This window comes from Variovorax sp. W1I1 (assembly GCF_030815625.1).
Classification (GTDB): domain Bacteria; phylum Pseudomonadota; class Gammaproteobacteria; order Burkholderiales; family Burkholderiaceae_C; genus Variovorax; species Variovorax paradoxus_C.
This window is the reverse complement of record NZ_JAUSWZ010000001.1, coordinates 351,875-368,876: the sequence shown is the minus strand read 5'-3', so window position 1 is coordinate 368,876 and position 17,002 is coordinate 351,875. Positions and strand designations below refer to the sequence as shown.

Annotated in this window: 15 protein-coding genes; 9 read left to right on the top strand and 6 right to left on the bottom strand. The window is 65.3% G+C overall.

The genetic code is table 11. The annotated features are described in order from the left end of the window. Positions 1 to 41: 41 nt before the first annotated feature. Both QFZ83_RS01745 and QFZ83_RS01740 read right to left on the bottom strand, forming a co-directional pair. Positions 42 to 1,265, bottom strand: a complete 1,224-nt coding sequence (locus tag QFZ83_RS01745) for an RtcB family protein (RefSeq protein ID WP_307501891.1) — start codon at positions 1,263 to 1,265, stop codon at positions 42 to 44. Positions 1,266 to 1,853: 588 nt separating this feature from the next. After that, on the bottom strand, positions 1,854 to 3,407 hold the full coding sequence (locus QFZ83_RS01740; RefSeq protein WP_307501888.1) for an RNA-binding protein: 1,554 nt from the start codon (positions 3,405 to 3,407) through the stop codon (positions 1,854 to 1,856). 214 nt (positions 3,408 to 3,621) lie between these two features. Between QFZ83_RS01740 and rtcR the strand changes: the two genes are divergently transcribed. The 6 genes from rtcR (at position 3,622) to QFZ83_RS01710 (ending at position 8,485) form a co-directional block, all read left to right on the top strand. Then, positions 3,622 to 5,229, top strand: a complete 1,608-nt coding sequence (rtcR, locus tag QFZ83_RS01735; RefSeq protein ID WP_307501885.1) for an RNA repair transcriptional activator RtcR — start codon at positions 3,622 to 3,624, stop codon at positions 5,227 to 5,229. A gap of 16 nt (positions 5,230 to 5,245) precedes the next feature. Continuing rightward, positions 5,246 to 5,587, top strand: a complete 342-nt coding sequence (locus tag QFZ83_RS01730) for a low molecular weight protein tyrosine phosphatase family protein (RefSeq protein WP_307501882.1) — start codon at positions 5,246 to 5,248, stop codon at positions 5,585 to 5,587. Between the two features lie 4 nt (positions 5,588 to 5,591). Beyond that, complete coding sequence (locus tag QFZ83_RS01725; protein ID WP_307501878.1) at positions 5,592 to 6,158, top strand: exonuclease; 567 nt, start codon at positions 5,592 to 5,594, stop codon at positions 6,156 to 6,158. Next, positions 6,155 to 7,015 (top strand): alpha/beta hydrolase, encoded by an 861-nt coding sequence (locus QFZ83_RS01720; RefSeq protein WP_307501875.1) that lies wholly within the window; start codon positions 6,155 to 6,157, stop codon positions 7,013 to 7,015. Before QFZ83_RS01725 ends, QFZ83_RS01720 begins: the two co-directional genes overlap by 4 nt. Then, positions 7,012 to 7,962, top strand: a complete 951-nt coding sequence (locus QFZ83_RS01715; protein WP_307501872.1) for an ornithine cyclodeaminase family protein — start codon at positions 7,012 to 7,014, stop codon at positions 7,960 to 7,962. The genes QFZ83_RS01720 and QFZ83_RS01715 overlap by 4 nt, the downstream gene beginning before the upstream one ends. Before the next feature lie 253 nt (positions 7,963 to 8,215). Then, positions 8,216 to 8,485, top strand: coding sequence for a hypothetical protein (locus QFZ83_RS01710; RefSeq protein ID WP_013543480.1), 270 nt, complete (start codon positions 8,216 to 8,218; stop codon positions 8,483 to 8,485). Between the two features lie 159 nt (positions 8,486 to 8,644). Here QFZ83_RS01710 and QFZ83_RS01705 read toward each other — a convergent pair whose 3' ends face one another. Continuing rightward, positions 8,645 to 9,073, bottom strand: coding sequence for a hypothetical protein (locus QFZ83_RS01705; RefSeq protein WP_307501869.1), 429 nt, complete (start codon positions 9,071 to 9,073; stop codon positions 8,645 to 8,647). Between the two features lie 264 nt (positions 9,074 to 9,337). On the opposite strand from QFZ83_RS01705, the gene QFZ83_RS01700 reads away from it, so the two are divergent. The 3 genes from QFZ83_RS01700 to QFZ83_RS01690 all read left to right on the top strand — a co-directional run bounded on the left by QFZ83_RS01700 (position 9,338) and on the right by QFZ83_RS01690 (position 12,780). Next, a complete protein-coding gene (locus tag QFZ83_RS01700; RefSeq protein ID WP_307501866.1) occupies positions 9,338 to 9,709 on the top strand; it encodes a VOC family protein in 372 nt (123 codons plus the stop codon). A 71-nt stretch (positions 9,710 to 9,780) separates the two neighbouring features. After that, positions 9,781 to 12,171 (top strand): DNA polymerase II, encoded by a 2,391-nt coding sequence (locus QFZ83_RS01695; protein ID WP_307501864.1) that lies wholly within the window; start codon positions 9,781 to 9,783, stop codon positions 12,169 to 12,171. A 177-nt stretch (positions 12,172 to 12,348) separates the two neighbouring features. Then, positions 12,349 to 12,780: a hypothetical protein gene (locus QFZ83_RS01690; RefSeq protein ID WP_307501861.1), complete on the top strand. Its 432-nt coding sequence runs from the start codon at positions 12,349 to 12,351 to the stop codon at positions 12,778 to 12,780. On the opposite strand, the gene QFZ83_RS01685 is transcribed toward QFZ83_RS01690, so the two are convergent. From QFZ83_RS01685 to QFZ83_RS01675, 3 genes are read right to left on the bottom strand one after another with little or no spacing between them, the layout of a single operon-like run. After that, positions 12,752 to 13,819 carry an RNA methyltransferase gene (locus tag QFZ83_RS01685; RefSeq protein WP_307501858.1) on the bottom strand — a complete coding sequence of 356 codons (1,068 nt, stop codon included), beginning with the start codon at positions 13,817 to 13,819 and terminating at the stop codon, positions 12,752 to 12,754. The genes QFZ83_RS01690 and QFZ83_RS01685 overlap by 29 nt on opposite strands. 54 nt (positions 13,820 to 13,873) lie before the next feature. Continuing rightward, complete coding sequence (locus QFZ83_RS01680; RefSeq protein WP_013543485.1) at positions 13,874 to 14,221, bottom strand: DUF2185 domain-containing protein; 348 nt, start codon at positions 14,219 to 14,221, stop codon at positions 13,874 to 13,876. An 18-nt stretch (positions 14,222 to 14,239) separates the two neighbouring features. Then, entirely contained in the window at positions 14,240 to 16,993 is a 2,754-nt protein-coding gene (locus QFZ83_RS01675; protein WP_307501855.1) for a hypothetical protein, read from the bottom strand. Positions 16,994 to 17,002 lie beyond the last annotated feature (9 nt).

The window sequence follows — 17,002 nt, the reverse complement described above, 5'->3', positions numbered from 1 at the left end:
TTCTCCAACTACCGGCCGAGGCACACGCCAACGGCCTTTGTCTAACCTTTCACGCAAACCACCTGCTTGAGCGTGTAAACCACCTCCACCAGGTCTTTCTGCGCCTCCATCACCGCGTCGATGTCCTTGTAGGCCATCGGGATCTCGTCGATCACATCGGCGTCCTTGCGGCATTCCACCCCTTCGGTCGCGGCGATCTGGTCGGCGATGGTGAAGAGCTTCTTCGCCTTCGTACGGCTCATCTTTCGACCGGCGCCGTGACTGCAGCTCATGAAGCTCTCGGGGTTGCCCTTTCCGCGCACGATGTAGCTCTTGGCACCCATGCTGCCGGGGATGATCCCGAGTTCGCCGGCCTTTGCGCTCACCGCGCCCTTGCGGGTCACGAGCACGTCTTCGCCGAAGTGCGTCTCGCGGCTCACGTAGTTGTGGTGGCAGTTCACCGCTTCCACGTGCGCCTCGAAAGGCTTGGTGATGACCTTGCGCGCGGCCGCGACCACGCGCTGCATCATCACTTCGCGATTCGCACGCGCGAACTTCTGGGCCCAGCCCACCGCACGCACGTAGTCACCGAAATACTGGGCGCCTTCCTCGAAGTACGCCAGGTCCTGATCGGGCAGGTTGCGCTGGTGCAGCTCGGCGTCCTTCTTCGCGAGTTCGATGAAGTGCGTGCCGATGGCGTTACCCACGCCACGCGAACCCGAGTGCAGCATGAACCACACGGCGCCCGCTTCATCCAGGCACACCTCGATGAAGTGGTTGCCGGTACCCAGCGTTCCCAGGTGCTTGTGGTTGTTCGTGTTCTTGATGCGCGGGTAGTCCTCGCAGATCAGGTCGAACTCTTCCACCAGCTTGGCCCAGGCGGCATCGGTTTCGTCGGGCGGCGTTTCCCACGAGCCCTTGTCGCGGCCCATGCGCTTGGGGTTCGATCCGTGCGGCACGGCCTTCTCGATCGCCGAACGCAGCGGGCCCAGGTTGTCGGGCAGGTCGCGTGCGTTGAGCGTGGTCTTGCAGGCCATCATTCCGCAGCCGATGTCCACGCCGACGGCGGCGGGGATGATGGCCTTGAAGGTCGGGATCACCGAACCCACGGTCGCGCCGATGCCGTAGTGCACGTCGGGCATGGCGGCGATGTGCTTGAACACGATGGGCAGGCGCGCTGCGTTCTCGAGCTGCTTTTTCGCTTCGTCTTCCACGGGCACGCCGTTCGTCCACATCTTCACGGGGACGCCGTTGGCTACTTCATGCAGTTTGTAGTTCTGTTCCATTTTTTTTCTCTCTCTATTCTTTATCTGACTGACTGACTGACTGACTGGCGGACACGGCGGCCCAAAACAAAAAGAGGTGACGAGGAGCGACGGGTTGTGTACTGAGCTACCTGCCGAAGCAGACCGAGGATTGAACCCGGGACCTTCATGGCCAAGACCATGACGCTCTTACCTGTAAACCCGCCTGCATTCACCTCAAAACAAAAAAGCAGCGACAAAAATTCGACGAAACGTTCGTGCTCTACCACTGAGCTACGGTCTTTCGACCGACGGGATTCGAACCCGCGACCACGAGCGTTGGAGGCTGTAGTTCCGTCAGCATTCGCTGCAAAAAAACAGTGCGACGAGGATGGCAAGACGTAGACCACGCCGGAGAACCGGCGCCGGGATTCGAACCCTGGTCAAACCTGATGTAGTCCTGCCTGCATTCGCACAACAACTTTCATCCCCGTTCGGCGACCAACAATCGATGCGAGGAGAAACATGGTTGGATGTACTCGCATCTGCATTCGCCGAACGACGACGTTCAATTTCTTTTTCGGATCGGGTGCCGCAGGCCAAAGTCCACGGCACCCTCTCTCTTTCTACTCAGATCGAAGTCTCTTCGATCACACCCACCCAGTGGTCGGCGCCCAGGCCACCCGCGGCATACACCGCCAGCAGCTTGAACACTTCGTCGCTGAAGCCGCCGATGTTCAGCACATCGTCACGCTCCTGCGCCTGGGTGGTCGCATAGGGCTGGATGTCGATGCACACCAGCCGCGCCGTCGGGTTGCGCTCCTTGAACGCCGCCCACTCCTGCATCGTTGCGGTACCGCGGCCACGTGCACGGTCGGCCCACGATTCGTTGTCCGACACCAGCACTACCAGATCGGCCTTCGCCTTCTCCTTGTTCAGCAATGCCAGCGGCGCGCTGCACGAGGTACCGCCACCGCCCACCGCCGCCAGCTTGGCCGCGTTGGTCATCACCGAATCACGCGGATTCAGTTGGAGCGACACCACCTTCGTCTCGAAGGGCAGCACACGCGCATCCGCATTGCGGCGAAGCACGGCGGCAGCGACCAGCGCGGCCACGTCGATGCAACGCACCGACGTGGTTGCCGTACCGCGGTGACCCGTCACCGGCGAGCTCATCGAGCCCGACACGTCGGGGCATACCACCACGCGGCCCTCGAACACCGGCACATTGGCCAGCGCGAGCTCCATCGCGTCCTGCAGCGCTTCCTTCACCACGTGCGGCACCTCGGCGCCGGTGGCGGTGAAGGCCGCCATCAGTTGGTACGGCAGCACACGCGCCTTGGCCACGGCTTGCGCGTCACGCAGCTTGGCGGCCACTGCGTCGGCAAGGCCAGGCAGCTCGAACACACCGTGACGCGCAAAGGTGTTCAGGTTCTGACGCACCATCTGCCACGATCCACGTTGCGCGATCTGCGCCCAGGCCTGCGCGTCCAGCTCCAGCGCGGTCAGCATCTGGAACGGCACGTCTGGAACCTCGAGCGAACGGTCGCGCTTGAAGCGTTCGAAAGCCTGCGTCACCGGAGGCAGCGCCTCCAGCGCATACGGACGATCGATCAGCCACGCAAACCACGCGGCGCGCCATGCTTCAGCAGGCTTGGGGTGAACCATCTTCACCACGTCGGCCAGCGAAGGCGTGTTGCCCACGGAGGCGTTCAGCAGTTGCGCCTCGGACGCTTCGAGCAGCCATTGCTGCACGAGCTTCTTCGGACGCGTACCGAGCGACTTGCGGCCCACGGCACCCGAACGCAGCATCTGCACGAAGTTGCGCAGCATCTTGCCGTTGTCCACCACGCGGTCGAACACCTTGGCGAGCAGCGACACGTCGCGCACCGCCAGCGTTGCGGCCAGCAGCGCGGGCATGTCCTTCATGTGGCCGGCGCGGCGTGCGTACACGGCCGTCTTGGCGACGAACACCGGGTCGACTTCGCGGGCCAGGGCCAGCACGGCGTCGAGTTGGTCCTGCGCTTGTGCGTAGAAGGTGTTGTTCAGGCAACCAGTCGCGGCGAGTTGCGCCAGAAGGTGCTTGGGCGACAGCGCGTAAGCCGCGCCACCCGCCTCGTTGCGCACGTTGGCCGAAGGCGGCAGTGCGCCGCGCTGGGTCTGGAAGAGTTGAAGGTTGGCCATGTGACTTCTCCTTGTGGGTTCTTTTTGTTCGTTCGTTTCTTGAATGTGTGATCCTTATTGCAACGGGTGTGCCAGGTCGGACCAGCTTGCTAGAGAAATCTCTCAAGCTATTGATTTGATTAAGTTTTTTTCGAATCTTTGCCCTCGATCGGTAAAACCTCTTTGGATTTGAATATGGTTTTCTTATAATTTTGGATAGCCTTTTATCCAAATAATGAAGAAACCCATCGTCGTCATCGGCTTCCTCGGCACTCAACTCGATGCCGGCCAAGGCGCGGGCCGCTGGAACAAGTGGCGCCCCACCGTCTCGCTCGCGCAGCACGAGGACATGGTCGTCTCGCGCATGGAGCTGCTTTACACGCTGCGCCACAAGGCGCTGGCCGAGGTGGTGAAGGCCGACATCGCCACCGTGTCGCCCGAGACCACCGTCAACCTCGTGTCGCTCGACCTCGAAGACCCATGGGATTTCGGCGAGGTCTACACGCGCCTTTACGACTGGGCGCGTGCCTATCCCTTCGACACCGAGCGCGAGCAGTACTGGACCCACATCACCACCGGCACGCACGTCGCGCAGATCTGCATGTTCCTGCTGTCGGAATCGCGCGTGGTGCCTGGCGTGCTCGCGCAGACTTCGCCGCCGAAGAAGCAGCGCGAGGGCGAAGCCGGCAAATGCACGCTGATCGACCTCGACCTCTCGCGCTACGACGTGATCGCGCGGCGCTTCGATGCGGAGCAGCGCGACGCGGTCGCGTTCCTCAAGAGCGGCATCGCCACGCGCAACGCGCGCTTCAATGCGCTCATCGAAGAAATCGAGCGCGTCGCCGTGCGTTCGCGCGCGCCGATCTTGCTGGTCGGGCCGACTGGCGCGGGCAAGTCGTTCCTGGCGCGGCGCATGTTCGAGCTGAAGCAGGCGCGGCACCAGATGACCGGGCCGTTCGTGGAGGTGAACTGCGCCACGCTGCGCGGCGACGGCGCGGCCTCCACCTTGTTCGGCCACAAGAAGGGATCGTTCACCGGCGCCGCGAGCGATCGGCCCGGCCTGCTGCGCACGGCAAACCACGGCGCGCTGTTCCTCGACGAGATCGGCGAGCTCGGCCCCGACGAGCAGGCGATGCTGCTGAAGGCCATCGAAGAAAAGCGCTTCTTTCCCGTGGGTGCCGACAAGGAAGTGGAGAGCGACTTCCAACTGATCGCCGGCACCAACCGCGACCTGCGCAGCGACGTGGCCGAAGGCCGTTTTCGCGAAGACCTGTTCGCGCGGATCAACCTCTGGACGTATGACCTCCCCGGCCTCGCGCAACGGCCCGAAGACATCGAGCCGAATGTCGATCACCTGCTGGCCATTCACGCGGCAGAAAACCATCGCGTGGTGCGCTTCAACGCCGAAGCGCGCGCGGCGTACCTGCGCTTTGCGCAGAGCGGCGAGGCGATCTGGAGCGGCAACTTCCGCGATCTGTCGGCGAGCGTGACGCGGCTCGCGACGCTGGCGGATGGCGGGCGGATTCCGGTGGCGCTGGTGGAGGCGGAGATTGCGCGATTGCGGTGGTTGTGGAAGCGCGGCGGGCCGGCAGCGGCGGTCAGTGGCGATGTGGATCTGAATGCGTTGCTGGGCGAAGAGCGAGTGGCTGCGCTCGATCTGTTCGACCGGCTGCAGCTCGAAGCCGTGCTGCGGGTGTGCCGACAAGCGCGCAGCTTGTCCGATGCGGGGCGCCAGTTGTTCCAGGCATCACGCGAACAACGCAGCGTGGTGAACGATGCGGACCGCCTCCGCAAGTACCTGGGGAAGCACGGCATCGAATGGAGCCGCATCGCGGAAGGCTGAGCTATCCTCCGCGCCGATGACCATCCCTGCGCGCAACGTCCTCTTCATCTGCAGCCGCAACCAATGGCGCAGCCCCACCGCCGAACAACTCTGGCGCCGCCATCCGCAGATCGCCGCACGCTCGGCCGGCACCAGCCCGAATGCGCGACACAGGGTCTCCTTCGACGACATCGAATGGGCCGACGTGATCCTCGTGATGGAAGAGAAACACAAGTCGCGGCTCGTGGCCGAGTTCACGCGGATGCTGGAAGGCAAGCCGATCCATGTGCTCGACATTCCCGACGAATACAAATACATGGACCCCGAGCTCATCGAAGAACTCCAGCGCTCGGTCGGCTCCATCCTCGACATCGATTGAACCCATGACCGAGCTCTACATCAGCACCGACGTCGAATCCGACGGCCCCATCCCCGGGCCGAACTCGATGCTCAGCTTTGGCTCGGCCGCCTACACGGCCGACAAGCAACTCGTCTCCACCTTCAGCGCCAACCTCGAAACCCTGCCCGGCGCTGAGGCCGACCCCAAGACCGCCGCGTGGTGGCAAACCCAGCCCGAGGCCTGGGCCGCGTGCCGCACCGACCTGCAGGACCCGCCGCGCGCCATGAAGAACTACGTGACCTGGCTCAAGGGCCTGCCGGCGCGGCCGGTGTTCGTGGCGTATCCCGCGGGCTTCGACTTCCTCTTCGTCTACTGGTACTTGATGCGCTTCGCGGGCGAGAGCCCGTTCAGCCATTCGGCGCTCGACGTCAAGTCGTTCGCGATGGCGATGCTCAAACTCGACTACCGCGACAGCACCAAGCGCGCGATGCCCAAGCGCTGGTTCGACAAGCTGCCGCACACGCACATCGCACTCGACGATGCCATCGAGCAAGGCGCGCTCTTCTGCAACATGCTCGCGGAAAACCGCCGGGCCGGAAGCCCTCCATGACCACCGCGCCGATCCGCCGCTGGTGGAAGCTCGCGCTGTGCGCGGTGCCGCTGTTCCTCGGCGGCTGCGTGCAGTCGATGTTCTATTACCCTGACCGCGTGCGCTACGAAACGCCCGATGCGCTCGGCCTGCGCTACGAGAGCGTGCAATTTCAGAGCGCCGACGGCACGCGCCTCACCGGCTGGTTCATTCCCGCCGTGGGCCGGCAGAAGAACCCGAAGGCAGCCAAGGGCACCGTGGTTCAGTTCCACGGTAATGCGCAGAACATGTCGACGCACTGGCGATTCGTGGCGTGGCTGCCCAAGCAGGACTACAACGTGTTCGTGTTCGACTACCGCGGCTACGGCGAATCCGAAGGCGAGCCGGAGCCCAAGGGCGTGTTCGAAGATTCGAATGCCGCGCTCAACTACGTGCGCTCGCGCGGCGATGTCGATGCGCAGCGCCTCTTCGTCTTCGGGCAGAGCCTGGGCGGCACCAACGCGATCGCGGTCGTCGGTTCCGGCAACCGGGCGGGAGTAAAGGCGGCGGCCATCGAATCGACTTTCTATTCGTACTCGTCGATCGCGAACGACAAGCTCTCGGGTGCGGGCTTGCTGGTGAGCGACAGCTATGCGGCGTCGAAGTACGTCGCGGCCATCTCACCGATTCCGCTGCTGCTGATCCACGGCACGGCCGACAACGTGATTCCCCACGCGCATTCGCAGCGGCTCCTGGCCGATGCGCGCGAGCCCAAGCGGCTGATCGAAGTGCCGGGCGCCGGCCACCTCGAGCCGATGTCTTCGCCGCGCTTCGGCACCGCCTACCAGCAGGCGCTGGCGGACTTCTTCGACGCATCGCTGCGTTCGCCAACCCCATGAAGCACTTTGATGAAGCCGCCACCCGCGCGCCATTGGGTTTCGGGCGGCTCGTGCCCGCATTGCGCGCGGCCTTCGCTGCCGAGGCGCAGGTGCCGCCGCGCCATGTGCACAGCATCGAGACTGCGGCAGGTGCGGACAAGGGCACCGTGCTCATCATGCCGGCGTGGAGCGACGCGGGGTTTCTCGGCATCAAGACCATCAACATCTTCCCCGGCAACAGCGCGCGCGGGCTGCCCGGCCTGCATGCGACCTACGTGCTGTACGACGCGCGCACCGGCGTGCCGCTCGCGATGATGGACGGCAACGAGATCACCGCGCGGCGCACCGCCGCGGCTTCGGCGCTCGGCGCCTCGTTCCTCGCGCGGAGCGATGCGCGCCGGCTGCTGGTGCTGGGCACCGGCCGCATCGCCCGCATGCTGCCGGCCGCGCATGCGAGCGTGCGGCGCATCGACGAAGTGACGGTGTGGAACCACCGGCCCGAAGGCGCCGAAGCCCTGGCCGCACAACTGCGCGCCGAGGGCTGGAACGCAGAGGCCGCGGTCGATCTGGAAGCGGCCGTGCGCAATGCCGACATCGTCAGCTGCGCCACGCTGGCCACCGCGCCGCTGGTGCGCGGCGAATGGCTCGCGCCGGGATCGCACCTCGACCTCATCGGCAGCTTCACGCCCGCGATGCGCGAGGCCGATGTGCAGTGCTTCGCAGGCGCGCGCACCTTCATCGACACGAGCGAGGCCCTGCAGAAATCGGGTGACCTGCTCGATGCGATCGCGGCCGGCACCCTGCGCGCGCACGAGGTGCAGGGCACGCTCGCCGACCTGTGCCGCGGCGAGCGCGCGGGCCGCGGCGGCCGAACTGGGGATGCGGAACGCACAGTGTTCAAGGCCGTGGGCAGCGCGCTCGAAGACCTGACCGCCGCCACGCTGGTGTGGCAGGACACGGCCGCCTGAATCCGCCATTCATTCAGGGTAAGTCCTGATCGTTCGGCGGGGCCGGCAACCCATCTACGGGTCGTGCGCAATGGACACTCCATGGAACGAACGCTCGCCGCCGGGAGGCCGGCCGGCGCGTTCATGGCACGAAACTTGAAAGCAGCAAAAGGAACCCGGCGTTGGACGACAGGCGCATACGTCATACGGCTGATAGCGCCCGACACCGAGTAGCACTAATCTGCTAATGCGAAGAAATCAGAGAGGCAACCGCATGCTCACCATCCTTCAGAAAGCCAACATCCTCCGCAAGGTGGGGTTCGATGTTCCGGCGCGCCCGGACGACGATCTTTCGACCAACGCCGTGACCGGGTCGACCGTGAAACCCGAGGGCATTTCCCAGAAGGCGCACGACTGGGCCAAGGCCATCGAAACCCTGTACGTGGCCTACGTCGCGGCCCGCGCCGCCAAGAGCCTGCGCGATTCCGAGGAAGTGCGGCAGACGGCGATGCTGCAGAAGCTTTCTTCGAAGGCTTACGCCTGAGGCGCTGAGCCTTTTCTTCCGCACCGCTCCACGAGCGATGCAAGCGCACAGCCCGCCGGCTGGCGCTCTCTGCGGGAGTCCCTGAGCTTGTGACTCCCTCGCTTCACACGCAGGTTCATGCGGCGCCCGTACGCACGGCGCGCCGCGGGGCCTGCTTATTTACTTGCCTTGCGCCGACTGCACCACCGGGTTCTGCATCGTCGAGATGACCTTGCTGTTCACGCGCGAGCCGCTGGTCACGTTCTGGTCGGGAGCGGCGGCGGTGGCCATGGCTTCCTGGTAGACCTGGGCCGGATCGCGTTGCGAAGTGAACGGGTCCGCGCCGCGCGAGCCGCGGGTCACGTTCTGGTTCGGTGCATGGGCGGTGTCCACGGCTTGCTTTCTCATGGCTTCAGGATCGGCCGACGAAACGAAGGGGTCGGCGCCGCGCGAACCGCGGGTCACGTTCTGGTTCGGTGCGTGGGCGGCGGCGATGGCTTCGGCTTCGACTTCCGCGCGGCTGCGGCCGCCCGATTGCTGGGCCTGGGCGGAGGTGGTGACGGCGAGCACTGCGAATGCAGCGGCGAGGGCGAGTTGCGAGGTCTTCATGGTTGGTTCTTCATGCGAGTTGTTGGAGGGAGTCGGCCCGTGGATGCGGGAAAACCCTGACCAAGTCTCGCGGGGGCAAAAGGCAGTTCCATGACGGCCCCAGGCGAAGCTGGGTTGCCAATCGGGGCGGCGACGCGTTGCGCGCGCTTCTGCTACGGAAGTTCTCGCACCGGGTCCGCAGAGGGCCCGACAATCCGCGCGCAACCGGCGGGGAGAAGCAAAAATCCCACCGCCCCCTTCACTCCCTTCACCACGAAGCACCCCATGGAATCGCCACTCGGAACCGTCATCCTCTACGCCAGGGACATGCAGAAATCCGCGGCCTTCTACGCCCGGCATTTCGGGTTCGTCACCAGCGGCGAAGTCGTCGAAGGGCTGATCGAATTGACGCATCCGGGCGGCGGCGCGGGCATCCTGATCCACCAGGCGGCCAAGTCGGTCAAGCTCGGGCAGGTGGGCGTGAAGCTGAGCTTCCACGTGAAGGACGTGAGGGCATTCGCCGCGGAGGCAGCCCTTCAAGGCCTGGCATTCGGCGCGGTACATGAAGCCAACGGCTACGCATTCGCCAATGCCAAGGATCTCGACAAGAACTCGATCGGCATCTCGAGCAGGGCCTATCGGGACGCCACGGTGTGACGCAGCGGTGAGCGCGCGAAAATCCGTCGCGTTCAAGCCGACTCCCGCTGCCCCCGATTCTCAAAGCGCTCGTGACATCCACCGACCTCAACGGCTTCATCCTCACTCGCCATTGGCGGGATGCGCCTGCAGGCACGGAGATCGAGTACTGGCTCGCCACGGATGGGGGGCCGATCAAAGTGGTCCTGCCCTCCCAGACCTCCGTCGCATTCGTCGCGACCCGGCACAGGGCAGAGGTGCAAGCGCACCTCGCAACCATGCCGGGCATGGAGATACGTGAGCTCGCGCTGAAGACCTTCCACCAGGAACCCGTCGTCGGCATCTATGCGAAGCACTTCCGCCAGCTCGGCCGGCTGGCGCGTGCCCTTCAGGCGCAGAGCATTCCCCTGCTCGAAGCCGATGTGCGCCCGCACGACCGCTACCTGATGGAGCGCTTCATCACCGCCGGCGTGCTGGTGGAAAGCGGGCGGGCGAACGGCGCCACCATCGTCGACTGCAGGCTCAAGCCCGCGCCCGAGTACCGGCCGGCGCTGAAGGTGGTGTCGCTGGACATCGAGACGAGCCAGCACGAGGCGCTCTATTCCATTGCGCTGGATGGTTTGCCGGACCGCGTCGTCTTCATGCTGGGCGAGCCGCCGCGTGAATCCAGCGAACCAGATGAGCCGGGTGAGCCCATGGACTTCGCGCTCATCTATTGCCCGACCCGCAAGGCCATCATCGAGAAGCTCAACGACTGGTTCGAGCGGAACGACCCGGACGTCCTCATCGGCTGGAACGTCATTCAGTTCGACCTGCGGGTGCTGCAGAAAACGGCCAACGAATGCGGCGTACCGCTCCTTCTGGGGCGGGAGCGCCGGCCCATCGAATGGCGCACGCACCCTGGCAAGCAGGGCTACCTCTTCGCACCCACGCCGGGCCGCGTGATCATCGATGGCATCGACGCGCTGAAGGCTGCGGTATGGAGCTTTCCTTCGTTCAGCCTCGAGACCGTCTCGCAGACGCTGCTCGGCGAAGGCAAGGCCATCGGCGACGACTACGACAAGATGGCCGAGATCGAGCGGCGCTACCAGGAAGACAAGCCCGCGCTCGCGCTCTACAACATCCGCGACTGCGAACTCGTCCTGCGCATCTTCGACAAGGCGAAGCTGCTGCAGTTCGTGATGGAGCGGGCCCAGACCACGGGCCTTCCGGCCGACCACTTCGGCGGCTCCATTGCCGCGTTCAGCCACCACTACCTGCCGCGCATGCATCGCCTGGGCTACGTGGCGCCGAGCGTCGGCGAGATTGCGAGCAAGGCCTATCCCGGCGGCTACGTGATGGACTCGAAACCGGGGTTCTACGACTCAGTCGTGGTGCTGGATTACAAGAGCCTCTACCCCTCGATCATTCGCACCTTTCTTGTCGACCCCGTGGGCTTCGTGGAAGGCACCCACGCCGCCGACCCGGCGACGACCGTCAAGGGGCCGCAAGGCACCGTCTTCTCGCGCGAGAAACACTGCCTGCCGGAAATCGTGACCACGCTCTGGCACGCGCGAGACGAAGCCAAGCGGGTGAAGAACGAGCCGCTGTCGCAGGCGCTGAAGCTGCTCATGAATTCCTTCGCCGGCGTGCTGGGTGCGACCGACTGCCGCTTCTTCAATCCCAAGCTGGTGTCCGCCATCACGCTTCGCGGCCACGAGATGATGAAGCTCACGCGGGAGTTCGTGGAGAAGTGCGGCTACGTCGCGATCTACGGCGACACCGACTCCATCTTCATCTGGCTCAAGCGCACCCACACCAACGAAGAAGCGCACGCCATCGCGGCGACGCTGGCGAGAGACATCAATGCGTGGTGGACACAGACCCTTCGGGAACAACATGGCCTCGCGAACTTTCTCGAGATCGAGTTCGACACCCACTACAAGAAGTTCTTCATGCCGACCATCCGCGGTTCGGACGTGGGCAGCAAGAAGCGGTATGCGGGCCTCGGCGTCGACGCCAGGGGAAAAGAAGAAATGGTCTACCGCGGCCTGGAGATGGCTCGCAGCGACTGGACCCCGCTGGCGCGCCAGTTCCAGGAGGGGCTGCTCTCGCGGATCTTCCACGACGAGCCTTACAAGGAATTCGTGACCGACTATGCAGAAGCGTTGCTCGCGGGCGAGATGGACGACCTGCTCGTCTATCGCAAGCGCCTTCGCCACCGCCTCGATGCCTACCAGGTCAACGTGCCGCCGCAGGTGCGCGCGGCAAGAGTTGCCGACGACTACAACGCCCAGCTCGGGCGCCCGAAGCAATACCAGAACGGCGGCTGGATCCGGTACGTCATGACGCAGAGCGGGCCCGAGCCGATGGAGAACCGCCAGTCGCGCATCGACTACGAGCACTACCTGAGCAAACAACTCCAGCCGATTGCCGACGCCCTGCTCCAGCCGATGGGCGAGAGCTTCATGGCTTTGACGACGGCACAGCAAGGTCTTTTCTAGCCAGCGCGGGTCTTGGCAGCCGGCGACCGGGTTCGAGGCCGTCGGCAACTCCATGGAAGCCCCCTTGCCTTGCCCCACCAAGTCGACGCCCAATCCGTATCGAGCGCGTCGCAGGCCCCGAGCGGGCCGCTTTGCTTTCGCGCCGAACATTCCATCGCAAGACATGGAGAAACCCAAATGCCCGCAGCCATGTTCGCCGCCCTGTTCTTCACCGTGGCGCTGCTCGTCACCACCGCCTACTTCATCATGGGCTCGATACCGCTCTTGGTGTTGAAGCATGACACGCCGCTCGATGCGCGTTTCGTGCGCGGCTTCTTCAATCTTTATTACGTCGGCGCATTCATCACGGCCACTGCGACGGCAATCAGCTTCGCGCTCGCAGGACGATTCGGTATCGCAGCGGGTGCGGCGGCGCTGGCGGCGATGGCCATCGTGCTGCGCAAGAAAGTCATCCCCAAGATGGACGCGCTCGGGGAGCAGATCAAGTCCAACTACATGGACGCGATTCCGGGGTTCCGCAAGACGCACATCACCGCGATCCTGATCAACCTCGTTCAGCTCGTGGCGATCGTGTGGACGCTTATTGCCGTGAGTCGGCAGTCGCAATAACCGCAGCAGCAGCAGCACCGCGTCGAAGCACCACAGGCGCTTCACCAGCCACGCGTGCCCTCAACTGGCCGCAGCCACCATCGACATCCTGCCCCGCCGAATCGCGCAGCTTCGTCAGGATGCCCCGCTGGTGCAGCGTGCGCGCCATCTCTTCGCAGCGCTCCCACGACGGCCGGTTGAACGCCACGCCATCGACCGCGTTGAACGGAATCATGTTCAGCACGCCGTACTTGCCCGAGAGCAGCTTGACGATGCCCTCGATCTCGTCTTGCCCGTCGTTCACGCCTTCGAGCAGCGCCCACTGGTACTGGATCGGATAGCCGGTTGCCCGCGCATAGCGCTCGCCCGCATCGACCAGTTCTTCGGGCGTCATGTTCGGCGCACGCGGCAGCAGCGTCTTGCGCAAATCGGCCTTCGTCGTGTGCAGCGACAGCGCCAGCGCAGGCTTCACGCGTTCCTGCTGCAGCCGCTCGAACGCACGCGGATCGCCCACGGTGGAGAACACCAGGTTCTTGTGGCCGATGTTGCCCACCGTGCCAAGCAGCTCGATGGCCTCCATTACGTTGTCGAGGTTGTGCGCCGGCTCGCCCATGCCCATGAACACGACCTTGCGCACCTTGCGGCGCGTGCGTGCGAGTGCGACCTGGGCAATGATTTCCGCGCTGCCCACCTGGCGCAGCAACCCATCGCGGCCCGTCATGCAGAACTGGCAACCCACGGCGCACCCGACCTGCGACGACACGCACAAACCATCGCGCGGCAGCAGCACGCTCTCCACCGTCTGGCCGTCCGCGAGCGCGACCAGCAGCCGCTCGGAACCATCGGCACCAGGGTGCACCGTGTGGATGCGCGCGAGCCCCGCCAGTTCGGCTTCGATGGCCGGCAAGGCATCCATCAGCGACGACGGAAAGAAGCTGTGCGGCAGGCGCCGGCCGCTGTCGCGCGGCAGCGCGTGAGACCACAGCCGCAGGATGCGCTGCTCGTGGCTCGGGCCTGCGCCGGCTTCGCGGAGTCTTCGTTTCAGTTCGTGGATACGCATGCGCTGATGTCTGGAGGCAAATGGGGCAATCGAAGAGATGGACGTTGGAACAGGTCAGCGGCGCTGCTTGAAACCGAACACCTCCTTCCAAGGCGCATCCCCGCTGTCGCGTTCCCACGCCGAGCCCACAGGCTTGTCCGTGATTTCGCTCAACGTGGGGTCCATCTTGAGGAAGGAATTCAGAGGGCAGATTTTCGGCGGATTGTCATCGAGCACGCTCTGGCTCTCTTTGCCGCTCTGAAAGATCCAGCCCGTGTCGTACGGGTTGTTCGGCTTCACCCGGTAGGCGAAGCCCACGGGCAACCGGTTCGGCCCCATGACCTGGTCCGACGCCAGGACCATCGGACCGAGCGCGGCGAACTTTTCTTCCCACGGCTCTTTCTTCTTCTTGAATGGCCACATGTCGATACCTCCTTCGGTTCAGTTCCTGATGCCCTTGACCCGCTCGATCAGCTTGCGCGCAAACCGCCCCAGCGTCATCGGCCCCAGCCGGTGGCTGAGCCGCGCCTTCTGCGCTTCGGGCATCTGGGTGCCGAAGCGCCGCAGCGTGTCCCTGATCGTCGTGTACTCCTGCTCGTGCTGGCCCAGCTTGCCCTGCGCATCCGCGAGCCATTCGCTCGCGTTGATGACGCGCTCGCGCAGCTGCGCATCGGTGCTGCTGCCAAAGCGGGCGATGAGCGTCTTGTAGACCTCGGCGCGCCCGGCCTGGTCGCCTTGCTGGCCGAGCACGCTTGCCTGGTCGATCATCGCCTTGGCCACCCACAGTTGCAGCGTGACGTCTTTCGCGTGGCCGTCGCGCCCCAGGAGCCGCGCGTAGCTTTCCAGCGCGGCTTCGGTATCGCCGGCCTGCTTGTGGGTCAGGCCCTGGCAGTAGAACGCGCGTGCCACGCGGCGGCGAAGGTCGATCACGTCGGAGCTGGCCCAGCGCGCAATGATGTCGCTGTAGACCGCCTGCTCTTCCTCGTGCCGGCCGAGCTTGTCGAGCGCCGCGCTCTTGTAGCCCAGGCACAGCGCCACGCGCTCCTGGATCGACATCGACAGCTCTTCGCCGTAGCGCGTGTCCATTTCGTCGGCGCATGCGATCACGCGTTCGAGCTGGCCCAACTGCTGCAGCATGTAGGTCTTGTTGGTCAGCGCGCGCGAGCACTGGTTGCGCAGCTCGGGGTGGCTGGCTTCGATGTGTTCGGCCAGCACCTGGTCGGTCAGCTCGATGCCCTCGCGCTGCTTGCCGGCTTCGCCGAGTTCATAGCCGCGCGAGATCGTCTCGCGTATCTCGTCGAGCTTGTCCACCGGCAGATCGGGAAAGTCGCCGCCGAAATCCGCGCCCGAGAGTCTGTCGAGCGTGACGAGGCAGGTCTGGCGGCTCGCGGCCGCCTTCGACAAGGTGTCGCGCATCGATTCCGAGGTGATGTTCCGAAAGCGCGCGACGATCTCGTCGTACACCACCAGCGCCTCGGCCGGACGGTCCACGAGCTTGAGCAGCAGGTAGCCCTTGTTGAGCAGCGCGCTGGCGACGATCTGCAGCACCTGCGCGTCGCTCTCGTCTGCCGTGAGCGCGAGCAGGCGGTCGTAGGCCGCAATCGCTTCCTCGAAAGCCTCGGCCTCGCGCAGTTCGTGGGCGTGGGAATACAGCGCATCGACCACTTGCCTGCGCAGGTCCGGCACCGCATCGCGTCCGAAATCCGCCGCCAGTGCGTTCAGCATCGGCGCCTGCACAGCGGCCGGCTCATTGCGCAGAGCCATGATCTGCAGGCGCGCGTGAACGGCCTCTTCGCGCAGCGCTTGGCTCGCGCTTGCATCGACGCCCGATGCAGCCGCCTCGTACAGCGCGATCGCTTCGTCGTTGCGGCCGGCACCGCGCAGCACGCTGGCGCCGGCCATGGCCCCGCGCGCCGCGGTCAGCAGCAATGCGGCGTCGGTCTCGCCGGTGTGCCTGCCGAAGCGCGCATGCACCGCAGCGAACGTGGCGGCGGCATCTTCCGAACGGTCGATGTCGCGCAGCGCCTGGCCGCGCGCCATGCCGGCGCGCGCCACCCACCGCCGCACCGGCGTGAGCGTCGAACTGCCGAAGCGCGCATCGAATGCATCGCAAACGGGCAGCACGTCTTCGGGCTCCTCCGCGTCGTAGGCGGTGCGGCACATCACCTCGGCCATCAGCTCCTCGATGTCGGCGCCGGTGTGATGGCCGAAACGCGCGATGAGCGCGCTGCGCAGCGCAGGGACTTCGTCGTCCCGCTCGAGGCGAAACAGCACATGCGTCTTCAGCGCCATCGCGCGGCAGGCGCGCAGCGCGACACCGGGCAACCCGTCGGCCAGGTGCGCGGCCAGCACGTCGTCGCAGGCCGCCAGCGCCAGCGCGTATTCGCCCGCGTCGTCGAGCATGTCGGCGCGCAGGAACCCGGCGCGCGCATGCACTTCGCGCAGCGCCTCGCGTGGATCGCCGGCATAGGCGGCGAGCACTTCGCCGAGCATCGGGATGGCTTCCTCGACCCGCCGGCCGGCTTCGGCCAGAACCATCGCCTGGTTGATGCGTGAGTGCCCGACGCGCGCGGCCACGGAAGGCTCGGGCGCGTAGGCCAGGTCGCGCCAGACGGCATCGAAGGCCTCGCGCGATTCGGCCGGGTAGTTCAAGTCAGAAAGCAGCTCGCCGCGCCAGATGCGGGCGCGCGCGACGATCTCGCGCGTGGCCTCGGGCGCATCGTTGACGTAGCGGCGAGCGATGTCCTCGCAGTTGCGCACCATGTCGACCTTGGCGAACGCGCCGCCCAGCGAGCCGGCCACCACCGCGCGCTGGAAGGCCGCGTGGGCCACCCAGGTGCGCACTTCGGGCGTGGTCGCGTCGCCGAAGCGGCGCTCGACCTCTTCGTACGCCTCGATCTCGGAATTGGCCCTGCCGAGGGCGCGCCATGCCAGGCCCTTGGCGTTGAAGGCCTGCGCGATCCAGAGCGCGCGGCCGGCGGGGGCGGCATCGGCATGCGCGATCAGCGCGTCGCAGAGTTCGACGCGCTCGGCATGCCGCCCGAGCTGGGCGAGTGCCTCGCCCTTGCGCAGCCAGGCTTCGTAGAGGTGCTCTTCGAGCAGCGGGTCGTTGGCGGCGTGCAGGCGGTCGATGACCTGCTCGGCTTCGGCAATGCTGGCCAGTGCTGCGGCTTCGGCTGCATTCGTTGTGCTCAATCGGTGTCC

Bases quoted from the DNA above. Each gene is read 5' to 3' on its own strand.
- QFZ83_RS01720 (WP_307501875.1), top strand. From the start codon at position 6,155: ATGACCACCGCGCCGATCCGCCGCTGGTGGAAGCTCGCGCTGTGCGCG.
- QFZ83_RS01725 (WP_307501878.1), top strand. From the start codon at position 5,592: ATGACCGAGCTCTACATCAGCACCGACGTCGAATCCGACGGCCCCATC.
- QFZ83_RS01730 (WP_307501882.1), top strand. From the start codon at position 5,246: ATGACCATCCCTGCGCGCAACGTCCTCTTCATCTGCAGCCGCAACCAA.
- QFZ83_RS01705 (WP_307501869.1), bottom strand. From the start codon at position 9,073: ATGAAGACCTCGCAACTCGCCCTCGCCGCTGCATTCGCAGTGCTCGCC.
- QFZ83_RS01690 (WP_307501861.1), top strand. From the start codon at position 12,349: ATGCCCGCAGCCATGTTCGCCGCCCTGTTCTTCACCGTGGCGCTGCTC.
- QFZ83_RS01740 (WP_307501888.1), bottom strand. From the start codon at position 3,407: ATGGCCAACCTTCAACTCTTCCAGACCCAGCGCGGCGCACTGCCGCCT.
- QFZ83_RS01710 (WP_013543480.1), top strand. From the start codon at position 8,216: ATGCTCACCATCCTTCAGAAAGCCAACATCCTCCGCAAGGTGGGGTTC.
- QFZ83_RS01745 (WP_307501891.1), bottom strand. From the start codon at position 1,265: ATGGAACAGAACTACAAACTGCATGAAGTAGCCAACGGCGTCCCCGTG.
- QFZ83_RS01680 (WP_013543485.1), bottom strand. From the start codon at position 14,221: ATGTGGCCATTCAAGAAGAAGAAAGAGCCGTGGGAAGAAAAGTTCGCC.
- QFZ83_RS01685 (WP_307501858.1), bottom strand. From the start codon at position 13,819: ATGCGTATCCACGAACTGAAACGAAGACTCCGCGAAGCCGGCGCAGGC.
- QFZ83_RS01715 (WP_307501872.1), top strand. From the start codon at position 7,012: ATGAAGCACTTTGATGAAGCCGCCACCCGCGCGCCATTGGGTTTCGGG.
- QFZ83_RS01700 (WP_307501866.1), top strand. From the start codon at position 9,338: ATGGAATCGCCACTCGGAACCGTCATCCTCTACGCCAGGGACATGCAG.
- rtcR (WP_307501885.1), top strand. From the start codon at position 3,622: ATGAAGAAACCCATCGTCGTCATCGGCTTCCTCGGCACTCAACTCGAT.